The organism is Roseofilum sp. SBFL, from assembly GCF_017746885.1.
Taxonomy (GTDB): domain Bacteria; phylum Cyanobacteriota; class Cyanobacteriia; order Cyanobacteriales; family Desertifilaceae; genus Roseofilum.
The window spans coordinates 28,616-50,949 of sequence record NZ_JAGHZH010000039.1 but is presented as its reverse complement, the minus strand read 5'-3'; the positions used below and the strand labels follow the sequence as shown (position 1 = coordinate 50,949).

The 22,334-nt window shown below is 44.9% G+C and carries 23 protein-coding genes and 1 pseudogene; 17 read left to right on the top strand and 7 right to left on the bottom strand.

From position 1 onward, the window contains the following. Positions 1–6: 6 nt before the first annotated feature. The 9 genes from rplQ (at position 7) to J7545_RS04170 (ending at position 5,572) form a co-directional block, all read left to right on the top strand. Entirely contained in the window at positions 7–396 is a 390-nt protein-coding gene (rplQ, locus tag J7545_RS04210) for a 50S ribosomal protein L17 (protein ID WP_318700787.1), read from the top strand. Between the two features lie 44 nt (positions 397–440). Then, positions 441–1,289 (top strand): tRNA pseudouridine(38-40) synthase TruA, encoded by an 849-nt coding sequence (gene truA, locus J7545_RS04205; protein ID WP_318700788.1) that lies wholly within the window; start codon positions 441–443, stop codon positions 1,287–1,289. 35 nt (positions 1,290–1,324) lie between these two features. Continuing rightward, the gene (gene rplM / locus J7545_RS04200; protein WP_318700789.1) at positions 1,325–1,780 is read left to right on the top strand and encodes a 50S ribosomal protein L13; all 456 of its coding nucleotides are present in this window, start codon (positions 1,325–1,327) and stop codon (positions 1,778–1,780) included. Then, entirely contained in the window at positions 1,780–2,196 is a 417-nt protein-coding gene (rpsI, locus tag J7545_RS04195; RefSeq protein WP_318700790.1) for a 30S ribosomal protein S9, read from the top strand. The genes rplM and rpsI overlap by 1 nt, the downstream gene beginning before the upstream one ends. Before the next feature lie 210 nt (positions 2,197–2,406). Then, positions 2,407–2,634: a 50S ribosomal protein L31 gene (gene rpmE, locus J7545_RS04190; RefSeq protein ID WP_271938991.1), complete on the top strand. Its 228-nt coding sequence runs from the start codon at positions 2,407–2,409 to the stop codon at positions 2,632–2,634. A 100-nt stretch (positions 2,635–2,734) separates the two neighbouring features. After that, on the top strand, positions 2,735–3,835 hold the full coding sequence (prfA, locus tag J7545_RS04185) for a peptide chain release factor 1 (RefSeq protein ID WP_318700791.1): 1,101 nt from the start codon (positions 2,735–2,737) through the stop codon (positions 3,833–3,835). Positions 3,836–3,848: 13 nt separating this feature from the next. Continuing rightward, positions 3,849–4,028, top strand: a complete 180-nt coding sequence (locus J7545_RS04180; protein ID WP_318700792.1) for a DUF29 family protein — start codon at positions 3,849–3,851, stop codon at positions 4,026–4,028. 35 nt (positions 4,029–4,063) lie between these two features. Continuing rightward, the gene (locus J7545_RS04175; protein ID WP_318719192.1) at positions 4,064–4,189 is read left to right on the top strand and encodes a DUF2281 domain-containing protein; all 126 of its coding nucleotides are present in this window, start codon (positions 4,064–4,066) and stop codon (positions 4,187–4,189) included. A gap of 78 nt (positions 4,190–4,267) precedes the next feature. Then, on the top strand, positions 4,268–5,572 hold the full coding sequence (locus tag J7545_RS04170) for an HNH endonuclease (protein ID WP_318700794.1): 1,305 nt from the start codon (positions 4,268–4,270) through the stop codon (positions 5,570–5,572). A 68-nt stretch (positions 5,573–5,640) separates the two neighbouring features. Here the strand turns inward: J7545_RS04170 and J7545_RS04165 are convergent, their stop codons facing one another. Further along, positions 5,641–7,425 carry an ABC transporter ATP-binding protein gene (locus tag J7545_RS04165; protein ID WP_318700796.1) on the bottom strand — a complete coding sequence of 595 codons (1,785 nt, stop codon included), beginning with the start codon at positions 7,423–7,425 and terminating at the stop codon, positions 5,641–5,643. Between the two features lie 147 nt (positions 7,426–7,572). Here J7545_RS04165 and J7545_RS04160 point away from each other — a divergent pair, with 147 nt between their 5' ends. Further along, the gene (locus tag J7545_RS04160; protein ID WP_318700797.1) at positions 7,573–7,884 is read left to right on the top strand and encodes a hypothetical protein; all 312 of its coding nucleotides are present in this window, start codon (positions 7,573–7,575) and stop codon (positions 7,882–7,884) included. Positions 7,885–7,904: 20 nt separating this feature from the next. Next, complete coding sequence (locus J7545_RS04155) at positions 7,905–9,629, top strand: CHAT domain-containing protein (RefSeq protein WP_318700798.1); 1,725 nt, start codon at positions 7,905–7,907, stop codon at positions 9,627–9,629. A gap of 173 nt (positions 9,630–9,802) precedes the next feature. Here J7545_RS04155 and J7545_RS04150 read toward each other — a convergent pair whose 3' ends face one another. Next, on the bottom strand, positions 9,803–10,783 hold the full coding sequence (locus J7545_RS04150; protein WP_318700799.1) for an arsenic resistance protein: 981 nt from the start codon (positions 10,781–10,783) through the stop codon (positions 9,803–9,805). A 193-nt stretch (positions 10,784–10,976) separates the two neighbouring features. Then, on the bottom strand, positions 10,977–11,381 hold the full coding sequence (locus J7545_RS04145; protein ID WP_318700800.1) for a DUF302 domain-containing protein: 405 nt from the start codon (positions 11,379–11,381) through the stop codon (positions 10,977–10,979). Positions 11,382–11,705: 324 nt separating this feature from the next. Between J7545_RS04145 and J7545_RS04140 the strand changes: the two genes are divergently transcribed. After that, entirely contained in the window at positions 11,706–13,004 is a 1,299-nt protein-coding gene (locus tag J7545_RS04140; protein ID WP_318700801.1) for an NAD(P)/FAD-dependent oxidoreductase, read from the top strand. A gap of 128 nt (positions 13,005–13,132) precedes the next feature. On the opposite strand, the gene J7545_RS04135 is transcribed toward J7545_RS04140, so the two are convergent. Continuing rightward, positions 13,133–13,267: a hypothetical protein gene (locus J7545_RS04135; protein WP_318700803.1), complete on the bottom strand. Its 135-nt coding sequence runs from the start codon at positions 13,265–13,267 to the stop codon at positions 13,133–13,135. Between the two features lie 20 nt (positions 13,268–13,287). On the opposite strand from J7545_RS04135, the gene J7545_RS04130 reads away from it, so the two are divergent. The 4 genes from J7545_RS04130 to J7545_RS04115 all read left to right on the top strand — a co-directional run bounded on the left by J7545_RS04130 (position 13,288) and on the right by J7545_RS04115 (position 17,464). Next, the gene (locus tag J7545_RS04130; protein ID WP_271943546.1) at positions 13,288–13,485 is read left to right on the top strand and encodes a DUF2862 domain-containing protein; all 198 of its coding nucleotides are present in this window, start codon (positions 13,288–13,290) and stop codon (positions 13,483–13,485) included. A gap of 109 nt (positions 13,486–13,594) precedes the next feature. Further along, a complete protein-coding gene (locus J7545_RS04125) occupies positions 13,595–14,764 on the top strand; it encodes an ArsA family ATPase (protein WP_318700804.1) in 1,170 nt (389 codons plus the stop codon). A 38-nt stretch (positions 14,765–14,802) separates the two neighbouring features. Then, the gene (gene chlG, locus J7545_RS04120) at positions 14,803–15,831 is read left to right on the top strand and encodes a chlorophyll synthase ChlG (RefSeq protein ID WP_318700806.1); all 1,029 of its coding nucleotides are present in this window, start codon (positions 14,803–14,805) and stop codon (positions 15,829–15,831) included. A gap of 178 nt (positions 15,832–16,009) precedes the next feature. Then, entirely contained in the window at positions 16,010–17,464 is a 1,455-nt protein-coding gene (locus tag J7545_RS04115; protein WP_318719191.1) for a sensor histidine kinase, read from the top strand. Positions 17,465–17,534: 70 nt separating this feature from the next. Here the strand turns inward: J7545_RS04115 and J7545_RS04110 are convergent. The 3 genes and pseudogenes from J7545_RS04110 to J7545_RS04100 all read right to left on the bottom strand — a co-directional run bounded on the left by J7545_RS04110 (position 17,535) and on the right by J7545_RS04100 (position 21,178). Further along, a pseudogene (locus J7545_RS04110) lies at positions 17,535–19,196 on the bottom strand (tetratricopeptide repeat protein). A gap of 50 nt (positions 19,197–19,246) precedes the next feature. After that, on the bottom strand, positions 19,247–20,320 hold the full coding sequence (locus J7545_RS04105; protein ID WP_318719190.1) for a YheT family hydrolase: 1,074 nt from the start codon (positions 20,318–20,320) through the stop codon (positions 19,247–19,249). A 51-nt stretch (positions 20,321–20,371) separates the two neighbouring features. Further along, positions 20,372–21,178 carry a DUF928 domain-containing protein gene (locus tag J7545_RS04100; RefSeq protein WP_318719189.1) on the bottom strand — a complete coding sequence of 269 codons (807 nt, stop codon included), beginning with the start codon at positions 21,176–21,178 and terminating at the stop codon, positions 20,372–20,374. A gap of 309 nt (positions 21,179–21,487) precedes the next feature. Between J7545_RS04100 and panB the strand changes: the two genes are divergently transcribed. Then, on the top strand, positions 21,488–22,261 hold the full coding sequence (gene panB / locus J7545_RS04095; protein WP_318719188.1) for a 3-methyl-2-oxobutanoate hydroxymethyltransferase: 774 nt from the start codon (positions 21,488–21,490) through the stop codon (positions 22,259–22,261). The last annotated feature ends 73 nt before the right edge of the window (positions 22,262–22,334 follow it).

Sequence of the window (22,334 nt, the reverse complement as noted above, 5' to 3'; positions counted from 1 at the left end):
AGTGTTATGCGTCATCGTTGTCGTGTCCCCAAGTTGGGAAAACCTGCTGACCAGCGTAAGGCTCTCCTGAGATCCTTAGCGACTGAGTTAATCCGTCATGGTCGGATTAAGACCACGAAAACACGGGCGAAAGCTGTCCGTAGTGAAGTGGAAAAAATGATTACCCTGGCGAAAAGTGGAACTCTAGCTGCCCGTCGCCAGGTTTTGGGCTATCTATACCTGAGTGGTAGCCCAGACCGCAAAGAACATATGCTGAAGAAAAAGCAATTGGTTCATGCGCTGTTTGAACAAGTGCCCGATCGCTATGCCGATCGCCAAGGTGGATATACTCGCATTCTGCCCACCGTTCCTCGTCGAGGGGACAATGCAGAAATGGCGATTATTGAATTAGTCTAAGTCGAACCCTAAATCTAGGCGAGGGGAAAGACAGGGGAGTAAAAATGAAATCCCGTTGGCAACTCAAAGACTCGGATAACTTGACCGATGAGCGTCAACGCATTGCTCTAGTCATTCAGTACCTGGGAACCCATTTCCACGGTTGGCAGCGGCAAGGAAAAGGCGAACGGACGGTACAAGAGGAACTGGAGGCGGCGATCGCCTCAGTAACCAACCAGCAAGTTCCCGTAGTGGCTGCGGGTCGAACCGATACCGGAGTCCATGCAGCCGCTCAAGTTGCCCACTTCGATGTCTCTGGGCCCATTCCCCCTGAACGGTGGGCAACTATTCTCAATAGTCGCTTACCCGAAGATATCCTGATTCGGGGTTCTGCTCAGGTTGCCCCCACTTGGCACTCCCGGTTTTCCGCCCTTTGGCGACGGTATCGATATACCCTCTATACCCATGCCAATCCCAACCTATTTGTGCGCAACCTGACTTGGCATTATTATTATCAACCTCTGGATGCCAACCGCATTCAAGCCGCCCTCGACCCCTTACTCGGTCGTCATCACCTATCCGCCTTTCATCGGGCAGGATCGAGTCGGACGCACTCCTGGGTAGATATTCAAACTGCCCAATGCACCACCCAAGAGCCATTTCTGGTGATAGAAGTCCAAGCCAATGGATTTCTCTATGGGATGATGCGGCTTCTAGTGGGATTATTGGTCAAAGTCGGTATCGCGGAAATGACTCCCACAGAATTTACTTATCTGTGGCAAGAGGAACGGCGAGATTTGGTGAAATACGCAGCTCCAGCCCAAGGCTTATGTTTACTGCGAGTTGGCTACCCAGATCCTCCCTTTCCCCCAGAAGTTTGGTTTGACACCCAACCCCAATTTAAATTGGGTTAAACCAAATCGCCCTCTATCAAAACCAACCATTCATTATGACTAAAACCTACTTACCTTCTCAAGAGACTCTCGACCGTAAATGGTATGTGGTTGATGCTGATGGCCAGCGTCTTGGCCGTTTAGCAACAGAAGTGGCCAATATCTTACGAGGCAAAAATAAACCCACGTTTACTCCCCATATGGATGTTGGGGATTTTGTGGTTATTATCAACGCTGAAAAAATCCAGGTGACGGGTAAAAAGCGGGAGCAAAAACTCTATCGCCGCCATTCTGGTCGTCCGGGGGGAATGAAAACTGAGACCTTTGCCAAATTGCAAGGGCGAATTCCCGAGCGTATTCTGGAAAAAGCAGTGAAAGGAATGTTGCCTAAAAATGCTCTAGGACGCAAGCTGTTTACCAAGTTAAAAGTTTATGCGGGGCCAAAACATCCCCATGAAGCGCAAACCCCCCAAGTCTTAGAATTGAAAACGGTACCAGAAGGAGATAACTAATGCAAGCTACTGAGAATCAAAACGATCGGGCTGTTTATTGGGGAACCGGACGTAGAAAGTCGTCCATTGCTCGCGTACGCTTGGTTCCCGGCCAAGGGGAGATGAAAATTAATGGCAAACCTGGGGATTTGTATCTCCAGTTCAATCCCCAATATCTGTCAGCAGCTAAAGCGCCTCTGGAAACCTTGGGTCTGGAAAATGACTATGACATTCTGGTGAATGTTACAGGGGGCGGATTAACGGGACAAGCCGACTCGATTCGTTTGGGTGTGGCGAGAGCTTTATGCGAGCTAGATCCAGATAATCGTCAACCTTTGAAAAGTGAAGGGTATCTTACCCGCGATCCGAGGGCAAAGGAGCGGAAAAAATATGGTTTACGCAAAGCCAGAAAAGCTCCTCAATACTCGAAACGTTAAGGGTCGGGGAGAGTTCATCAATTTTTCCCTGTTCCCATCAAGAGGTAGGGGCGCATTTTGGCTTTCGCCTACAGGCAACACCAATTGTTCCCTTCTTCTCAAGATTGGGGTGAAACTGCCTCGGCCTCACCCTTTGGGAAGCGATCGCAATTGGATTATAATAGGGATTAACCCCGCTTAGTTGATAATGTTTTTGAAAGTGTAATCATCATGCCTAAATCTGATATTCACCCCCAATGGTATCCAGAAGCTAAAGTATATTGTAATGGCGAGTTTGTAATGACTGTGGGTTCGACTCAGCCAGAACTTCATGTGGATGTTTGGTCTGGAAATCATCCGTTTTATACAGGAACTCAGAAAATTATTGACACTGAAGGACGGGTGGAACGATTCCAGAAACGTTATAACTGGATGGGAAGTACAGGTAACAAGAAGTAGCAGCTATTGCGATTGGTCTTGGTGGGTTGTAGGGGTTTAAACCTACAGTCCATGTATCACTCCCCTGCTGTAAACAACCTAAATCTTGGACACTAGAACAATGGCTGAAGCATATCTTCTTGACAAACTTACTTCCGTTGAACAAACGTTTAATGAATTGACTCGTCGGTTAGCCGATCCAGATATTGCCACGAATCCAGAGGAGGTGCAACGGGTGGCTAAGGCTCGTGCGTCTCTGGAGGAAGTGGTGAATACTTATGAGATCTGGAAAAAGGCTCAAGACGAGTTGATGGGAGCTAGAGAAATTTATAAGGAGTCGAGTGGCGATCGCGAGTTGCAAGAGATCGCTGCCTTGGAAGTACAGGATCTAGAAACAAAAATCGATCAGTTAGAACATCGATTAACAATTTTATTACTGCCCCGAGATCCCAATGATGATAAGAATATTATGTTGGAAATTCGTGGAGGTACGGGAGGAGATGAAGCGAGTATTTGGGCGGGCGATCTGTTAAGGATGTATTCCCGCTATTCGGAAGTGCAAGGCTGGAAGGTGCAGCTTGTCAGTGAGTCTCCAGCAGAAATGGGTGGATTTAAGCAGGCAATCCTTGAGGTGAAAGGGGAGCAAGTTTATAGTAAGCTGAAGTTTGAGGCAGGTGTTCACCGGGTGCAACGGGTTCCAGTGACGGAAACGGGGGGACGAGTTCATACGTCAACGGCGACGGTGGCAATTATGCCGGAAGTAGACGAGGTAGAAGTTGAGATCGATGCTAAGGACGTAGAAATTAGCACGGCTCGTTCCGGCGGTGCAGGTGGACAAAATGTGAACAAGGTGGAAACGGCGGTGGACTTGTTCCACAAGCCGACGGGAATTCGGGTATTTTGTACGGAAGAGCGATCGCAGTTGCAAAACCGAGAACGGGCGATGCAGATTTTGCGGGCGAAGTTGTATGATATGAAGCTGCAAGAACAGCAGGATGCGGTTACGGATATGCGGCGATCGCAGGTTGGGACAGGTTCGCGATCGGAAAAGATCCGCACCTACAACTACAAGGATAACCGAATCACCGATCACCGTCTGGGTCAAAACTTTTCCCTAGGAAGTGCCTTAGAAGGCAACATTGAAAACTTGATTCAAGCTTGCATCACTCAAGATCAGCAACTTCGTTTAGAAGAACTCGCCAATCAAACCGTTCAAGCTTAAGAAATAGGGAGTTATGAATCCAGAGTTGCAGGTAAAAGCTGCTTCTAATCTATCCGAACTTTACGATCGAGACTTCTACTTGTGGGTACAGACAACAGTGCAGTTACTCCGAGAAAGAAAGCTCGATCGTATTGATTTTGAAGGTTTGATTGAAGAAGTTGAAAGCATGGGAAAACGAGAGAAAAAGCTGTGAGTTTTTTTAGTTAAACAAGAAAAGGTGAAATAATAATGATTCAACCGGTAATTTTAGAGAAATTAGAGACATTACCAGAGTCTCTACAAATCGAGGTACTGCACTATATTGAATTTTTAGCAGATGAAGAAGTACTGGCTCAAGTCCGACAACTGTTATAATCATGAAATCAAAGCTCTAATAGAATATTCTCACTAGCAGGAGTTTTTGATAAATTGAGTCTTATTGCACAGAGCTATATGAGTCATCAAGGATCTAAGCGACAACCTATTCGTAAGTCGATTCGGTTTGAGATTTTCAAACGAGATAAATTTACTTGCCAATACTGTGGAAAGAAAGCGCCGGATGTTACCCTTCATGTAGATCACATTAATCCAGTCTCTCAAGGTGGAAGTAACGACTTATTAAATCTTATTACATCCTGTGTAGACTGCAATTTAGGCAAAAGTGATCGAACTTTAGCAGATACCACCATCATCGACCGCCAGCGCACACAAATGGAAGAGCTTCAAGAACGGCGTGAGCAAATTGAGATGATGATGGATTGGCAAAGGGGATTACTTGAACTGGATCAGTATTTGATGGAGCAAGTTGCTGAGTTTTGGGCAGAGTTGGTTGAGCCATATAAACTTTCTGAGCAAGGGCTAAAAAGTTTAAAGAAATTATTGAGACAGCATAATGCTGATGAAATTATGGAAGCAATGCGTATTGCGACTACACAATACTTAGAATATGACAATGGCCAAGTGACCCAAAAGAGCATTAGTCATGCTTGGTCTAAAATTGGAGGAATTTGTAAAACAAAGAAATTAGAGAAGACTAAGCCTTACATCCAGAAACTCTTTTATATACGAGGAATTCTTCGGAAAAGATTGAATTATATCAATGAATGGCTGTGCCTTAAGCTCTTGGAGGAAGCATATCACTTTGGTGCTAATATTGATGAATTGCAAAACCATGCTTGTAAAGTCCGTAATTGGACTGAATGGCGACAAGAAATTGAAGACTTTCTTCAATGTTCAAGAGATACTGAATCTGATGGCTTTGTACAAATTAATGAAGATGAGTTATATGACTCAAAGCAACATAACCAAGATAGTGAAGAGGAAGAAAATAGAGAAGAAATTAACCAATTTCTTCAAATTTGTAATTCCTATGCTCAAACTCAGGATTACAAAAAGATTGCTGAGATGTGTAATAATTATCTAGATGTAAGTGTCCCTGAGATTCAAGAATATTTACTACAAAACTTTGAAGATTGGTTTGTTACTAAACAAGGAAACCGCTTTATTGTCGATTTAGTTAGGTTGCAAACAATGTTCAATGATCAATACATTCATTGGTCAATAGATTATACAACAAGATGCATTTACACACTAGATAGTGGTGACGAATATTATATAGATTTTGAAACTCTCTCCTCAGATGAGAGAAAATTGTTGTGGATACAACAACTCAGTAGTAAGACTTGGAGTACTCCTGGAATGATTGCTGAGTTATCTGAAATTTTACGATATTCCCCGTACATATCATTAGGCTCTTAATCCATACAACTACTATCGCTACCAGTTCCTAATAGAGTATAAACGATCGCAGTCCAGATTTGACCTGATTAGGATTGGGCTAAAACTGATTCTCCCATTTGAATGCGCCATAAACTGGCATAGACACCATTGTAATCTAGCAACTCTTCATGACGACCAGATTCGATGACTTTGCCGCGCTCCATGACGTAGATACAATGGGCGTTGCGGATGGTAGAAAGCCGGTGAGCGATCGCGATCGTCGTCCGATTTTGAGTGATTCTCTCTAGCGATCGCTGAATCGCCGCTTCTGTCTCATTATCTACCGCAGATGTGGCTTCATCCAGAATCAGAATCGGGGGATTTTTAACAATGGCACGAGCGATCGCCAATCGTTGCCGTTGTCCTCCGGATAATTTCTGACCTCGCTCCCCGACAATTGTATCATATTTTTGCGGTAATTCCATAATAAAGTCGTGGGCTTCCACCAATGTTGCTGCTGCAACAATGTCGGGTTCAGAGGCATTAAATGTGCCATAGGCGATATTTTCAGCCACTGTTCCATGAAATAAAAACACATCTTGGCTGACTAACCCAATACAGCGCCGCAAATCTTCTAGCTGTAGTGTTTGCAACTCTAGACCATCTAACGTAATTGAACCATTTTGAACTTCATAGAGCCGCAACAGGAGCTTAACTAAGGTACTTTTTCCCGAACCTGTTGAGCCAACAATAGCAATTGTTTTGCCCGCAGGAATGGTCAAAGAGACCTGGTTTAATACCGGCAGGCGATCGCGATAGGAAAAACTGACCTCTTTCAGCACAACTTCACCGCGCACCGTCTCCAAGGCAAGGGGAATATCACCCGTATGAATGGCAATGGGCGTATCTAATAATGCCATAACCCGGCGAGTTGAAGCCATGGCACGCTGACATAAATCCAGAGTACTTCCGAGGCGAGTAAGGGGCCAAAGTAACCGTTGAGTCATAAACACCAAGGTGCTGTAGGTTCCCACGGCTAAAGTCCCATTCGTGACCTCCAAACCTCCATAGAGCAGGATACAGCTAAAACCGAGTAAAATTAACATCCGCACCAAGGGAATAAACGCCGCAGAATAGGCGATCGCCTCCTCATTGGAGTGTTGATAGGCAGTTGAATCTTGGCCCACCCGCTTGACTTCGTATTCTTCGGCGGTAAAACTTTTAATTGTGGTAATACCACTGAGATTATTGGCTAAACGATGGTTGAGAAAGCCCGCATTTTGCCGCACTTTCGTATAGCGAGGAGCGAGAAATTTTTGATAGGCGATTGAACCCCAAATAATAAATGGCATGGGGACAAGGGTCATCCAAGCGACTTCCGGTGCTAGGATCAGAAACATTGAGCCAATAATTAAAACAGTCGTTGCCACTTGAATTACTTCATTGGCTCCCACATCCAAAAAGCGCTCCAATTGGTTAATATCATCATTGAGAATCGACATTAACTCGCCTGTGCTGCGGTCTTCAAAATAGGCAATTTCCAGGTTTTGTAAATGACTGTAGGCATCTAAACGGAGATGATGTTGAATGGTTTGGGCTAAATTGCGCCACAACCGTTCATAGGCATATTGAAACGCAGATTCCAATCCCCAAACTAGGGCTGACAGCAGGGTGAGGAGTAAGAGTTGGGTAAAAACGCTGGTAATTCCCAAAGCGGCGATCGCCGAATTTTCTTGTTTAACCACCACATCCACCGCGATCCCAATCAGGATGGGAGGGGCAAGATCGAAGATTTTGTTGAGGATCGAAGTGGCGATCGCCAACCGGACTTTATTCTGATAGGGGCCACTATACTGAATTAAACGCTGAAGAGGAGAAGAACTAGAATTCACAGATTTGGGGGTAGGGTAGATGAAATCGTACTTAATGAGTCTAGCAATAGAATTGAACTCTTCACTGGTGAATTCTTCGGGTTTCCTCTATAGTTTCTGAAAATAGAGAAAGAACACTTAACCAGAGAGATGAGTCGGAGTTAACCCATGAAGATTGAAATTGTTGGTCAAGATGCAGAGAGGGCAACTGAGGAGTTACTTAATATTGCTGGAATTGAGGGCAGTTATGAAACGCTCCATGAACCCCAGAGAGCCGAGGTATTAACCACGATCGCCACTATTGTTGGTATTGTCGGGGGAACAATGGCGATCGCCAAGCAACTCTACGAATGGTATCAGAAGTCCCAGAAGAAAGACTCAGGACGCAAGTTGGAAAAAGTAATGATTGTCACCGATGACGGTCGGCGTTTACTGCTCAAGGATGCCACAGTCGAGCAAATTAAAGAACTCTTGGAGTAAATAAAATTGTTAACGATCAAATGGTTCAGATTCTGCATATCGATTTGAAACTCAGTGGGAGTGAAGAGGCGAAAGTTCGCTTCTTTTGGGATCATCCGAATGAATTTCAGGAACTCTGGCTGCCATTAGATGAGATTGGAAAGTTGAATCAATGGGCACAAGAAAGTTATTATACTTACCTTCCTCTTCCCTATCCTGAAACTGGGCACATCCTTTATGACTGGTTAAATCAAAATTACCGTCTGGAAAATACGCTCAGAGACTGTCCTCACGGGGAACAAATTGTTCTCGCTATTGCCGCAGAACAGGGATTGGCTAATCTACCTTGGGAAATATTGCATGATGGAGAGCGGTTTTTAGTGGAGTACAATCCGGCGATCGTTCCGGTAGGGTGGGTTAAGCGAAGAACACCCAGTTTGAGTCTACACAACCAACCCAATAATCGAGTTCTCAATGTTTTGTTTATGGCAACATCGCCTTCTGGAGTTAAGACAGTGCTGGATTTTGAGGCTGAAGAAGGGCAGATCCTCAAAGCAACGGAACGGAAAAAATCGCTATGTTTAACAGTAGAAGAAAGTGGCAATTTACAGGAATTAGGTTACTTGGTTGAAGACTATGCCAAAGGATACTTCGATGTGGCTCACTTCACCGGTCATGCAGAAATTGAAGATGGCCAACCTTACTTTCTCACAGAAACAGAACTCGGAGAGCGCGAAAATAGCACGGCTCAAGAGATTGCCAGAGCATTGCAATTCAATACTCCCAAGCTCATGTTTCTCTCTGGTTGTCGCACCGGATATTCTGATGCCGTCCCTTCCATGGCTGAAGCTCTGTTAAACCAAGGCGCAACGGCAGTATTGAGTTGGGGAGACCGAGTTAAAGACGATTTAGCCTCAGAAGCGGCTGGAAAGCTCTATGAAGCACTTTCGGTAGGAAAAACGGTAACCGAAGCTTTAGCGTTAACCTATCAAGCTCTACTGCAATCTAGAGAATCTGGACGGTGGCACTTACTACGATTGTACATTGCCGATCTTCTGCCAGGAGCATTGGTTACACCCCTAAGAACCAAAGGGCGAGAACCCATTCCTCGACCTGATGTAGTCGAGCAGTTTATTGATAATCAAAGAAAATTACGCCTTCTGCCTCGTCATGCATTCGTAGGTCGTCGTCGTCAATTACAAAGCTGTTTGCGAATATTGAAAACAGATTGGTCAAAAATGGGGGTCTTGCTCACCGGAATGGGAGGATGGGGAAAAAGTACCATTGCCGCTCGATTGTGCGATCGTCTTTCAGAATATACACCTCTGGTCTGGTGGCGACAAATTGATGAGGGAGATTTAAGCGACAGATTAGGCGAACAGCTTTCGGATAAGCGACGCAAAAAATTGAGAGACGCTGATAAAGATCTTAAATCTAGACTGCGGAGCGTTCTAAAAGCATTGCACAAAAATGGAGAGCGGCTCTTATTTGTGTTTGATGATTTTGAGTGGAATCTGGAGCAAAAAAGGGGACGCTATCATCTCAAACCAAATGTTGCTCTCTGTCTAGAAGCATTAGTTGCAGCCATACAAAACACCGAACATCGAATCACGATCACTTGTCGCTATCAATTTGAGTGGCAAGAGTTGAACCGCTTCTTTATTCAACCCTTGGATAGTTTCCATCATGCCGACCTTCAGAAGAAATTACGGCGTTTAGAACACTTTAGTTCGGGAGAACTAAACGAGCGATTAATTTTGGATTAATTGAGGTGAGCTATCATCTGGAAACTGATTATCATTGCCCCGACCAGTGGAGAAACTGGTATCCTAACTTTATTTCTTCAATATGGGCGCTATAGCATCAAAAATGCTGTTACCATTACCACGCTTTGCGCAGTAATGGTAACAGTCCTAATCAAATAGTTGTTTGTAAGGGGCTAAACCGGTTCTGAGGTGGGGAGTTTACCAAAAATGCGGTCAGTAAACTTGACGTACCATGCACCTGCTTGCACTTGGATAATGTAAGCCATGGTAATGATCAGGGCAATTTCTGAGCCTTCTTGACCAAACACCGTCATGGCGATCGCCAGAGCAATGGACAGGTTACGCATCACTGTACCATAAACGAGGGCGATCGCATTGTCGCGATCGAATAAAGCTTTACCAATTAAGGTACTCAACAGAAAATTAAATCCATAAATTGTGACCAAAGGCGCTAACAATGAGAGCAGCATCACCGGATTGGCTAAAATCGATTTAGCTTTGAGCGCCATAGCGACAAACACAATCCCTAATACTCCCAATGTGGAGAATACAGGGAATTTTTTCTTCAGGTTTTTCTGATATTTGTCCATTCCCACTTGCTGAATCAGTAGAAACTGAGTCACCTGGCCTAAAATCATGGGTAAAAAGACAATAATGATAATTTGTTTAAAAATACTAACCAGGGGAATCTCAATCACGGTTCCCATCAGGTATTTGGCATAAAAGGGAGTTGCAATAGAGCCAACAATTAAGCCAATTACCGTCATTTTAATCGCCGCGTTGATATTGCCCTTAGCAAAACCGGTCCAGGAAATCGTCATACCACTGGTGGGCAATAGGGAAGTGAGCAGTAAGCCCAACAAGATTAGAGGTTGTTCATTAAAAAATAGTTTCCCCACGCCAAAAGCAAAAAAGGGAATGATCCCAAAGTTAATTAGTTGGGTAATAATTTGAACTTTATAGTCTCCCCCGGAGATCACTTTCTTCATTTGCAAGTTGATCATCATCGGATAGACCATTAAGAAGGTCAGGGGAATGATGAGCGATTTAAGCCCCGATGGATTGGCAACTATGCCAAAGACAACTCCTAAGAGCATAAAAATAGGAATTGACCAAGTTAAGTTTTTTTGTAAGAATGATAGTATTTTCCACATAATTAATTGAATTAAAATTAGGGTGGTGGATCGATAATTCTCCCCAATTTCTATATCATTCCATTGGGGAGACGGTGACCTAAATTGGAGGAAAGATTTAATCTTCCAGAACTGGGTGGTTGTGACTGTGCAAGTTATAGCGCTTCATGTTAGTAATGGGTATTTTTTCCCTTAAAAGTGCCCATTTCCACTGCTATGCAGTTAATACTGGCGTTTTCAGAGAGCGAATAACGGCTTCCATTTTCTGACTGGCTTCTTCAGCCATGGCTTGGACATCAGGATGTTCAACCGCTTTGAGCATTCCCAAGGGGTTAACCGCAGAGACTTCAACCGCTCCTTCTCCCCTCTCTTGCACCACAACATTGCAAGGAAAGAGGGTTCCCGCTTTGTCATCGGCTTGCAGGGCACGATGGGCAAGCTGGGGATGACACGCACCGAGAATCCGATAGGCATGAAAATCTATACCATGTTTGGCGAAGGCATTTTGGACATTGATTTCGGTTAAAATCCCAAATCCTTCTTGTTTTAGGGCATCGGTAACTTGAGCGATCGCCTCTTCCAGGGTTGTATTTAAAACAATACTAAAGTGGTAATTCATAATCCTCTGTCTTCTGTTTCAGTGGTCAGGGCGGTTAGCTCCGTTGTCCCTCCTCTCTTAAACCTATAATATAGCTATTTAGTTGTCAAGCATTCTATACTTTTTGTATGCACTCAGATTCGCGAAATCCCATCAAAAACTTGTTTTTTAGGCTTTTTCAGCTAACTATTCCACTCCTCCAGGCTAAAACCACAGGATAATGATTAGAAAACCTTGCATTTTCGATAAGATCGCCATATAGTTATATTAATATTAGATTTTTATCAACTCGCCTCTTGTTGGGGGGCACAGTTCAGTAGATCGGCAAGCTTTGGAGAAAAAACGATGACAAACGTTGTGGTAATTGGGGCAGGTTTAGGCGGACTTCCAGCAGTACATGAATTACGCAGCTTACTGCCCAAGAGCGATCGCCTCATCCTGATTAGCGATCGCTCCCATTTCACCTTTATCCCTGGATTAATCCGAGTCACCCTAGGTATGGCCTCGTTAGAATCGATTCAAATCGATCTCGAACCCCACCTCAAACGTTTGGGAATTGAATGGATTAACCACAAAGTCACCGCTCTCAACCCCCATACCCAAACCATTACCGTAGAAGGGGGGCAAACTGTCAACTATGACTATGTAGCGATCGCCACCGGAGCCTCCTTTGCCTTTGACGCAATCCCTGGACTCGGCCCCCATGGCGGTTATACCCAATCCGTTTGTACCCCAGATCACGCCATCCATGCGCGGGAAGCCTGGGTAAAATACCTGGAAAATCCTGGCCCCCTAGTCGTTGGAGCAGCCCCTGGAGCCGGTTGTTTTGGCCCTGCCTACGAATTTCTACTGATGGCAGATTCAGAATTACGCCGTCGAGGATTACGAGATCGAGTCACCCTCACCTACATTACCCCAGAACCCTACATCGGCCACTTAGGCGTAAGTGATGTCAAAAATGCCAAAGAATACACCAGCGAACTCCTCAAAGAACGAGGGATAGAAACCTTTACCAATGCCGAAATTACAGCCATTACCCCAGACAAAATTACCCTCAAAACCGGTCAACAACTCCCCTTTAGCTACTCCATGATTTTACCGTCCTTCCGAGGAGCTAAATTCCTGCAACAACTGCCAGATGTTGCAAACGCCAAAGGCTTTATTCCCGTAAATCCCACTTATCGCCATCGGGATTTTCCCTCTATTTATGCCCTAGGAGTGGCAGTGGCTCTCGACCAACCCGATAAAACTCCCATTCCCATTGGTTTACCCAAAAGTGGAGCCATGACGGAAGCGATGGCTGTTGCTGTCGCTCACAATATTGCCGTAGCTAGTGGAGCGGTTTCTGCCCCCTTCCAGCGTCCGACCCTAGAATCCGTCTGTTTAGCGGAATATGGAGAGACCGGCATTGTCTATGTGGCGATTCCGGTACTGCCCGATCCCAGTTTAGAAGAGCCTCAAAATTCCTATGCTCTCAAAGGCCGTTGGGTGGTTTGGGGTAAGGAACTGCTGGAATACTACTTTATGGTGAAAATGAGATGGGGTTTAGGAATGCCCTGGTTTGAACGGTTAGGACTGCGGATCTTATTCCAAGTGAACATCGCTAAACCTTATACCTACGAATCCTTACAACTTTCCCAATAAGCATAACCCTATCAGGGGCTAGAGTATTGGGCAAACGTCTAGGTAGACCGGGCGATTTCCTTTGACTTTAGCCCCATTCTTCACTTACCGAGACGGGTTGAGGATTCAGATCTAAATACCCAATACTCTTAAATTTGCGATCGCCCATATTCGACGGTCTTTACCTCTAAATCTCTTCTGAGGGAACGATCGGCTCCTTCAATAATCCAGTAAGATGCAGCTAACGATCCCCCATTGCTATACACTGTGGAATTGGAGAACATGAATAGTATAGATAGAATAAATGGATATTGGTCAGAAGGTAAAAGTAAAAGGTTTAATCGATCGCATCCCTGCTAATCTGGTAGACAAAATCAAGCAGAACCCTGTAGGGACAATCACCGGCTATAAAATGGTCGATGGATCGGGTGTCGGTTTTGTAGTTGAGTTTAGCGGTCAATTTTCAACTTGGTTCTTTGAAGAAGAGCTAGTGGCACAGTAAGACCCTTGAATTCATCACCAACAGTGACCATTGGTTTGGCCCTTGGTCACTGAGTACCCATGAAAGCGCTAAACTGGGACAACAGCGTGATTGTGAATAATTAACAGACATGGCTCTGATTCTGACATTTTTGGGTAAGGGTGGCACGGGTAAAACAACCTTGGCCATTGCCACGGCTAAACATATGGCTAGTACGGGGAAGCGGGTGCTGTTAGCCCTGTCTGAACCCCCTTCAGTAATTGGATTGATGTTGGGCCAGGTGAAAGAAGGGACTCCTGGGGTCATTGAATCTAATCTGGAGGCGGTTAATCTCCGAAGCGCTGCCTTATTAGAGCGCAGTTGGGAAGATGTGAAGCAACTGGAAGCGCAGTATTTACAAAAGCCGTTTTTTAAGGAAGTTTTTGGTCAAGAGTTGGGGTTATTACCGGGAATGGATGGGGCGTTAGCTTTGTACGCTCTGCGGGATTATGACCAAAGCGGAAAATATGATGTGATTGTATATGATGGAGACGGCGATCGCGAAACCCTGAGAATGTTGGGAACACCGGAAATCATGAGTTGGTATATCCGTCGGTTCCGGGATGTGATTGTGAACTCAGATGTGGGCCAAGCCCTATCTCCGTTTCTGGGGCCCATTAGTAGTGCCATTTTGAATGTAGACCTGTCTAAGGATAATTTTGCTGCGCCCACTCAAGAAGCCAATTCAACCCTGGATGCAGGCAAAGCAGCCATTACGAATCCCAATCGAGTGGCAGCCTATTTAGTAACCACAGGGGATAAAACAGCATTAGCGAAGGCCATGGATTTGTGGGGGAGTGCCCAGCAAGTCGGGGTTACGGTGGGAGGCATGATTTTGAATAAGTCCGTCATTCACGATACCCAGGCCGCCGAAGCCGCCAATAGCTTTCAAGAATTGTACGATACCTTCGATCATGAGGCGATCGATGTTAGCACCGCTACGGCTCAATTTGAGCCATTGAGTATTAGCATTGTGCCCTTTGAGAAAAGCAAAAATTGGCAAGTGCTGCAAAAGGCGCTACCGGACTTTACTGAAGCAACTCGTGCCCCGAAACCCATCACGCTTGATGTCGCTCAGAAAAGTGTCAGTTTATTTTTGCCTGGATTTGATAAGAAACAGGTCAAACTCACCCAATACGGGCCAGAAATCACCATTGAAGCCGGCGACCAACGGCGCAATATTTTGCTCCCTCCGGCATTAAGTGGTAAACCCGTAAAAGGCGCAAAGTTCCAAGACCGCTATCTGAACATTTCATTTTAAGAGGAATTGTAACCCCCCAATTTGAGGAGAACCAGGCTATGAGTAACGACGAAACGGCATCTCAATCTACATCTTCCCGACGACGGCGACGCAGTAGCACTAGCAGTAGTCCCCCTAGCGCCAGTGCCCAAACTCGGCAAATGCTGGGGATGAAGGGCGCAGAAACGAAAGAAACGAACATTTGGAAAATTCGCCTCCAGTTGATGAAACCGATTACTTGGATTCCTCTGATTTGGGGGGTTCTCTGTGGGGCGGTCTCTTCTGGAGGTTTTACTTGGACAGTAGAGAATGTGTTGATGGCGGCGGCTTGTATGCTGCTGTCAGGGCCATTGATGGTGGGCTATACCCAAACCATGAATGATTATTATGATGCGGAAATTGATGCCATTAATGAACCCTATCGACCCATTCCCTCTGGAGCTATTTCTACAGACCAGGTAGAGGCTCAGATTTGGATCTTATTATTATTAGGGGTCTTCTTGGCCTATGGTTTGGATATTTGGGCGGGTCATGAAGTCAAGGTGATTACGGCGATCGCCGTTTTTGGCAGCTATATTTCTTATATCTATTCTGCCCCCCCCCTGAAACTCAAGCAAAATGGTTGGCTTGGTAATTATGCCCTCGGTGCAAGTTATATCGCCTTTCCCTGGTGGGCAGGTCATGCCCTGTTTGGGCAAATGAATTGGACGATCGCCATTTTGACCCTATTTTACAGTCTTTCGGGGTTGGGGATTGCGATCGTTAATGACTTTAAGAGCGTAGAAGGAGACCAGAAACTGGGCTTAAAATCCCTGCCCGTGATGTTCGGAATTGGCACAGCAGCCTGGATTTGTGTACTGATGATTGATATCTTCCAAGCTGGAGTTGCCGCCTATCTCATCAGCATTCACGAAAATTTCTATGCCACCATTCTGCTCCTATTTGTGATTCCCCAAATCACATTCCAAGATATGTATTTCCTCCGAAATCCCCTGGAAAATGATGTCAAATACCAAGCCAGCGCCCAACCTTTCCTCGTTCTAGGAATGCTAGTTACTGCCATGGCTTTAGGTCACGCAGGCATTTGAATCAACGACTATATCGTAGGGTGGGCAGGGTCTAACACTAGAAATTGTAGAATACAACATATTCTCCTGCTCACCCTAAAGGGTTAGAAATTACATCTGTTTTTGGGGACACTTTACCGGCGATCGCAATGCTGTAAGATAACGATCTCAGCTTTTAGGTTTTGTGAACAAACAGACTATGATCGCCTCTCTTTTTTCTTCCAGTCTAGCTTATATGCCTCATGGTCACTGTTATCTGTGGCAAACTCCCCTAGTCAGTCTTCACGTTACCAGTGATGCTCTGATTGCCTTAGCTTATTTTTCTATTCCTATCATTCTCGTTTACTCAGTATATAAACGTCAAGATGTTCCATTCTTAAATATTTTTATTCTATTTAGTGCTTTTATTATTCTTTGTGGAATCGGCCATTTACTTGAGGTCTGGACCCTGTGGTATCCCAATTACTGGATCTCGGGTATTGAGCAAGCGGCTACTGCCTTAGTTTCTTGTTATACGGCTACTGCTATGGTGACTTTAATTCCTCAGTTTTTATCGCTCAAAACTTCCGAAGAATTAGCCCTTATAAATCACCAACTACAAGAAGAAATAAAACTTCGTCAACAAGCTGAAAATGAACTCAGAATTACCAACGGAAATTTAGAACAGCGAGTTCAAGAACGTATCCAAGAACTGAACCAGATTAATCAGCATCTAGCAGCAGAAATTGAAGCTCGTACCCGGATAGAATCTGCCTTGCGGGATTCCGAGAAAAAAGAACGGGAAAAAGCAGACAATTTAGAGCAAATGTTAGGACAATTGAAAAACACCCAATCTCAACTGGTGCAATCTGAAAAAATGGCTGCTTTAGGTAAAATGGTTGGGGGGATAGCCCACGAAATCAATAACCCCATTACGTTTATCTATAGTAATATTGAGTCTAGCTTTCAATACGTTCATGATTTGCTCAATTTAATTGGGCTATATCAGTTATATTACCCTGAACCTGTTCCTGTAATTACGAATCAGATCGAATCCCTCGATTTAGAATTTATCCAAGAAGATTTTCTCCAGTTACTCGACTCAATGAAAACAGGGGCAGATCGAATTAAAAAAATCGTGTTATCTCTGCGTAATTTTTCCCGTTTAGATGAACAAGGCTGTAAATTAATTGACTTAAATGCCGCTATAGAGAATACCCTGAGTTTACTGTCCAATTCTTTATTGCCATTGTCGGCAACAGGGGCAATTGAAGTGATTCAGAAGTTCGACGAAATTCCGCCAGTGGAATGCTATCCAGGACAGCTCAATCAAGCTCTGGTAAATATATTAGAAAATGCCATTGATGCGGTGGTTGAAAGGCAGAAAGTTGAGCCGGATTTTACAGGAGAAATTCAGATAGAAACAAAGAGGGATTCTCACGATAGAGTGGTTATTCTGATTCAGGATAATGGTTTGGGAATTCCTGATGAAATCAGGAGCAAGATTTTCGATCCTTTTTTTAGTACTAAACCCATTGGTCAGGGAACTGGATTGGGTTTGACTACTGCCTATCAAATTATTGTTCAAGAACATCACGGAGAGTTCGAGTGTACATCAAATCCAGGGATGGGTACTTGTTTTAAGATCGATTTGCCGCTTTCTTGTGCTGCTTGATACAGAAATTTCCGCTTTTGTGAGATAGATGTTTACTCTATGGTCAATTAATAGAGTTACCCTACAAGGTTTAATTTTGAATTGATACTAGGGCTTGTTGCACTTGAACCATGACGGTGAACCAATCTCCAGGTTGAGTTTGGCGGAATAAGCGGACAGTAGGATACCAGGGACTGTCAACACGCAGGAGCATCCACCGCCAATCACAGCTAAAGTGTAAAAGTATCCATGTAGGCTTGCCTAATGTTGCAGATAAGTGAGCGATCGCCGTATCCACTGTAATCACCAGATCCAGTTGCCGGATAATATGAGCGGTATCGAGAAAGTCATCACAGTTTGGGTTAAAGACTTGGATAGGGGTTTGCTGTAATTGTTGGCGATCGCCTTCAGAGAGTTCTTTTTGGAGGCTATGAAAGCATACATTGTCGCAATTAAACAGGGGCAGTAAGTCAGAAAACAAACACGATCGTAGATAATTGTTAGGATGTTCTGTATTGCCTTGCCATGCTAACCCCACTTTCAATTTAGCTGTGCTTTCCGGGAGGATCAAATTTTCGGGAAGATCGGGTAAAGTAAAGGGCAGCGGAGCAGGAATGGTGTTTAAGGATGTGTTGCTTAAGTGAGGTAAACTCATTAAGGAAGCCTGTTCATCAAAGGGGGGTAATTTCTCTTCCCTGGTAACAATTTGCTCAATGTGCGGCAAGGTTGCAAACAGACGCTTCAGAGGTGGGCGACATTCGAGGATAATCTTGGCTCCCTGTTCTTTCACCCAGGGGAGATAACGGATCATTTGTATCATATCCCCTAAGCCTTGTTCGCTATAGAGCATGAGGGTTTTACCAACTAAAGGTTCACCGTTCCAAGAGGGTTGGGTAAGGTTGCCTGTGGTGAATTCTTCAGTTTTCCAGCGCCATTCATATTCACTAAATCCTTGTTCGAGAAAACCGAGACTGAGCAGTGCAAACGCAAGTCCGGTATGGGCTTTGGGTTCTTCGGAGTCGAGTTTTAAGCCCTTCTGATAGGCAAGGATGGCTTCGGCGATATGACCCTGTTGGATGAGGGCATGGCCGAGGGTATAATAGGCTTCGGTGTAGTTGGGGTTAACTTCAGTTGCCCGCTTATAATATGCGATCGCCTCTTGACGACGCTTAACGTTAATTCCTGTCACCTTTTCTTGCTGTTGTAGTGTATTTCCCAGGTTCAGCAGCGCTTGGGGAAAGTTAGGATTCAAATTTAAGGCTTGCTGGTAATAGGCAATGGCGCGATCTCACTCTTGTTCAGCCTTGTACAGATTACCCAGATTATAGAAACTTTCCACCTGATTGGGATCGATCGCGATCGCCTGTTCCAAAGCCTGTTTCGCTTCTGCAATCTGATTTTGCTGATGGTAGAGTAAACCCAGATTACTGTAAGCCCCCGCATGATTCGGTTGTAGCTCTAAGAGGAGTTGATAACAGGCGATCGCTTCTTCTGTACGTTCACTCGCACTCAGAGCATTACCTAAGTTAAACCGCGCCTCAATAAAGTCGGGTTTGAGGGCGATCGCGCTTTCGTAATGAGCGATCGCTTCCTCTAACTTTCCCTGTCCCCGCGCCACCATTCCCAATAAACACAACACATTCGTATTCTCTGGTTCCTGCTGCACAATTTGCCCATAAACCTCTTCTGCTTGGGCATATTGTCCCTGTTGGTGATACGTAAAGCCTTGTTTTAGTAGTTCTTCGGTAGACATTGGAATGAACAATGATGAAAGATATAGGGTGGGAGCCTTTTCCTAGTTAATCAGAATATCGACGAACAATAGCTCTCAAGTAGCACTTCGCAAAACTCTAGTAATCGATTCATCCCCCAAAATCGATCTTCTGAATAGTTGGGTTTGTTAATGTGACTGATATGACCGCCTTTTTGGGTGAGGATCAAATGAGCATGGGAATTTTGAGCCATGCGCTCTTTCATCTGCGGGATGATTTGCGGATTGAATAGGGGGTCATCTTCGGCATAGATAATTAAGTAGGGAAGGGTTAAGCGATCCAAAAAGTACAGGGCGCTGGTTTGGTGATAATAGTCTTCGATGCTGTTAAAACCGTAGTAGTCGATGACCATTTCGCGATCGCACCGATCAACTGAAGTCATCCGTTCCACAGCACCCGATTTTAACGTCTGGGGAAAGAGTTCTCGCCGTTTTTCGGCTTCGGCGCAAAATTTTCGCACAAAACGCTGCTCAATTTTTCGACCCATGAACGTGGTTCGTAAATGGGCTAGAGAAAGGTTAGATTCGAGATTTGTAGAGAGAGTCGCTCCGCCGCAGATGAGAGAACAACGGGTTTCGATGGCTGCATTTAATCCCCATAACGCTAATTGTCCCCCCATCGATGCACCGGTGAGAATTACTGGAGTAGGACAACCGAGTTTTGTCAGTTGTTCTGCCAGATGAACTTGGTCTTGTCCTTCTCGCCAACCGTAGGAGGAGGGGACGGGGGAAAGTTGGGCAGTTTTTCCGTGACCTCGCCAATCGTAGAGAAGAATGGCAAAATTACGCTGATAAGCTTTGCGAGCGAATAAATGAGCGTACCACTCGTTTTTAACTATGCCATCGATTCCTGTATTGAAGATGATTGTCCCTTGAGCATTGGTGGGACAACTCCATATGCCCCAGAGAGGAACGCCTTCAGCACCTGTGAAGATCTGTTCTTGCCAAGGAACTTGGGGGAGATGGCTTAACCAGGAAGCGCGATCGCCCCATTTTTTCCATGTTTTTCCATACCAGTAGTCTACAACCAGGGTTTGGATTAAACCATCGTTGAAGTAGAAGGGAGGTTGATATTCAATCATTGTTGATCGATTTTGTCGAGGCATAATCCCATTCCCTATTCCTTAGCGCTTTGCGCTATATTCCTTGACTTCTTTTTAATTTTTAATGGATATGAGGATAATGGGCTGGGAAGGGTTAATCACGGGCAGTAGATGTTCAAGTTCAATGGCCTGAGTCGAAAATAGGGTATTTAAATTCAGAGGAATACTCGGGTTATGCGGATAAGCTTCGATGAGGGTTTGCAGGAGGTCGTACCATATTCCATTTTGGATATAAAATCTAATTTGATCGGCGATCGCCCCTTGTGTTAATTGTTCTTGGTGCATTGGCTCTAACGGAATGCGTTTGATTCCCGTTGCCACATGATCTAACCATTGTCCATTGCAGTTCAATTGAAAATAGCCAACATAAACTTGGTTGACCTCTAAGCTTGGTGAATTCGGTAAGTCAGCAAGATTAACCGCAACTAATCCAGACTGTTGTTTCAGGCTCAACCCTACTTTATAAACTTCATTACCCGTTTCGTCCTCCAAAGCAAACTCTACAACCTCTGATTGATTGGGAGGAACATAGAAATAAAGGGTAGGAGAAGCTTGGGTTGTCAACCCAAAGCTATGTCTGGGCATAATTGAGCTTAAGGCTTGATATTCTCCACCGGTCTCGGCTTTCATCGTGCAGCCTGTACGACTTCCGGCGCTTTCACGGCGACTAGGGAGACCCGGGGGGGGGTCTTCCCAGTCTTGCAATTGGGGAACATAGACAATTTGTTCGCTTTCTGAAGAGGTTTGAGCGATCGCCACAGATAGATCCCAATTTAAGGATAAACCAACTAGAGAGGTAATCGTGGCGATTGCCATACACCGTCGGCATAAACTTAAGGATAAAGGAAGGAAGTCAAACATAGGTAGATTTCCACCAAGCAAAAGAAACACCACTGAAGTGTATCGACCCTACTAACCCTGATGCCATCACGTATCCCGTGACAGCTACGTGACAGTACGGAAAGGTCTTTTATAGGTAACTACACACTTCCCCGGAGAGTTACATGATTTTCCCAGAAAATTAAGAATTTTTTTAGAATTGGAAGACAATAAAGCCAACCGTTTTTCCCAGGAGGGACAAAAACTTCTAAAATAAGAAGGGCTTCTGGGGAAACTCCATAAACTAGCCCAGGATTCATTTCTTTAATTGTGACATAAGGGTAATGGCAAATGGGGATCGCAACCAGCCAATTAGTGAAACGCAAGCGTCAAGGTCATCCTCTGGTGATGCTCACAGCCTGGGATTATCCGTTTGCTCAACTGCTGGATAAGGCTGGGGTCGATCTGATTTTAGTCGGAGATTCTTTGGCCATGGTAGCGTTAGGTCATCCCACAACCCTACCGGTAACCTTGGATCAGATGATTCATCATACCCAAGCGGTCTGTCGAGGGGTGAAAGAAGCGTTGGTAGTGTGCGATCTCCCCTTTATGAGTTATCAAGAAGGCCCCATTCAGGCTTTAAGATCGGCGGGTCGAGTATTGAAGGAAACCCAAGCGGGGGCAGTGAAACTAGAGGGGGGCTATCCGGAAATGATCGAGATTGTCCATCGTTTAAGTTTAAGCGGTATTCCGGTCGTCGGTCATGTGGGAGTAACGCCTCAATCCGTGCATCGACAGGGTTATCGCAGACAGGGGAAGGCACAAGTAGAAGGCGATCGCATTTTACACGAGGCGATCGCTCTTTCGGAAGCCGGAGCCTTTACCATTATCCTGGAAAATATCACCCACGATCTAGCCCAAAAAATCACCGAAACCCTTCCTATCCCCACTATTGGTATTGGTGCAGGACCCCATTGTGATGGCCAAGTGTTAGTCACAAGCGACGTTTTGGGACTCTCCAGTTGGCAACCCCCTTTTGCAAAAGTCTATGCTAATCTCCACGAGACGATTACCGATGCAGTGAAAACCTTTAGTCAGGAGGTGCGCGATCGCCAGTTTCCCTAATTCCCTAAGCAATATAGTGCTTCGCGCTGTGATGGGGGGATAGGGGGATGGGGAGAGAGGGATATAGGGAGAG

Bases quoted from the DNA above. Each gene is read 5' to 3' on its own strand.
- rplQ (WP_318700787.1), top strand. From the start codon at position 7: ATGCGTCATCGTTGTCGTGTCCCCAAGTTGGGAAAACCTGCTGACCAG.
- truA (WP_318700788.1), top strand. From the start codon at position 441: ATGAAATCCCGTTGGCAACTCAAAGACTCGGATAACTTGACCGATGAG.
- rplM (WP_318700789.1), top strand. From the start codon at position 1,325: ATGACTAAAACCTACTTACCTTCTCAAGAGACTCTCGACCGTAAATGG.
- rpsI (WP_318700790.1), top strand. From the start codon at position 1,780: ATGCAAGCTACTGAGAATCAAAACGATCGGGCTGTTTATTGGGGAACC.
- rpmE (WP_271938991.1), top strand. From the start codon at position 2,407: ATGCCTAAATCTGATATTCACCCCCAATGGTATCCAGAAGCTAAAGTA.
- prfA (WP_318700791.1), top strand. From the start codon at position 2,735: ATGGCTGAAGCATATCTTCTTGACAAACTTACTTCCGTTGAACAAACG.
- J7545_RS04180 (WP_318700792.1), top strand. From the start codon at position 3,849: ATGAATCCAGAGTTGCAGGTAAAAGCTGCTTCTAATCTATCCGAACTT.
- J7545_RS04175 (WP_318719192.1), top strand. From the start codon at position 4,064: ATGATTCAACCGGTAATTTTAGAGAAATTAGAGACATTACCAGAGTCT.
- J7545_RS04170 (WP_318700794.1), top strand. From the start codon at position 4,268: ATGAGTCATCAAGGATCTAAGCGACAACCTATTCGTAAGTCGATTCGG.
- J7545_RS04160 (WP_318700797.1), top strand. From the start codon at position 7,573: ATGAAGATTGAAATTGTTGGTCAAGATGCAGAGAGGGCAACTGAGGAG.
- J7545_RS04155 (WP_318700798.1), top strand. From the start codon at position 7,905: ATGGTTCAGATTCTGCATATCGATTTGAAACTCAGTGGGAGTGAAGAG.
- J7545_RS04150 (WP_318700799.1), bottom strand. From the start codon at position 10,783: ATGTGGAAAATACTATCATTCTTACAAAAAAACTTAACTTGGTCAATT.
- J7545_RS04145 (WP_318700800.1), bottom strand. From the start codon at position 11,381: ATGAATTACCACTTTAGTATTGTTTTAAATACAACCCTGGAAGAGGCG.
- J7545_RS04140 (WP_318700801.1), top strand. From the start codon at position 11,706: ATGACAAACGTTGTGGTAATTGGGGCAGGTTTAGGCGGACTTCCAGCA.
- J7545_RS04135 (WP_318700803.1), bottom strand. From the start codon at position 13,267: ATGTTCTCCAATTCCACAGTGTATAGCAATGGGGGATCGTTAGCTGCA.
- J7545_RS04130 (WP_271943546.1), top strand. From the start codon at position 13,288: ATGGATATTGGTCAGAAGGTAAAAGTAAAAGGTTTAATCGATCGCATC.
- J7545_RS04125 (WP_318700804.1), top strand. From the start codon at position 13,595: ATGGCTCTGATTCTGACATTTTTGGGTAAGGGTGGCACGGGTAAAACA.
- chlG (WP_318700806.1), top strand. From the start codon at position 14,803: ATGAGTAACGACGAAACGGCATCTCAATCTACATCTTCCCGACGACGG.
- J7545_RS04115 (WP_318719191.1), top strand. From the start codon at position 16,010: ATGATCGCCTCTCTTTTTTCTTCCAGTCTAGCTTATATGCCTCATGGT.
- J7545_RS04105 (WP_318719190.1), bottom strand. From the start codon at position 20,320: ATGCCTCGACAAAATCGATCAACAATGATTGAATATCAACCTCCCTTC.
- J7545_RS04100 (WP_318719189.1), bottom strand. From the start codon at position 21,178: ATGTTTGACTTCCTTCCTTTATCCTTAAGTTTATGCCGACGGTGTATG.
- panB (WP_318719188.1), top strand. From the start codon at position 21,488: ATGGGGATCGCAACCAGCCAATTAGTGAAACGCAAGCGTCAAGGTCAT.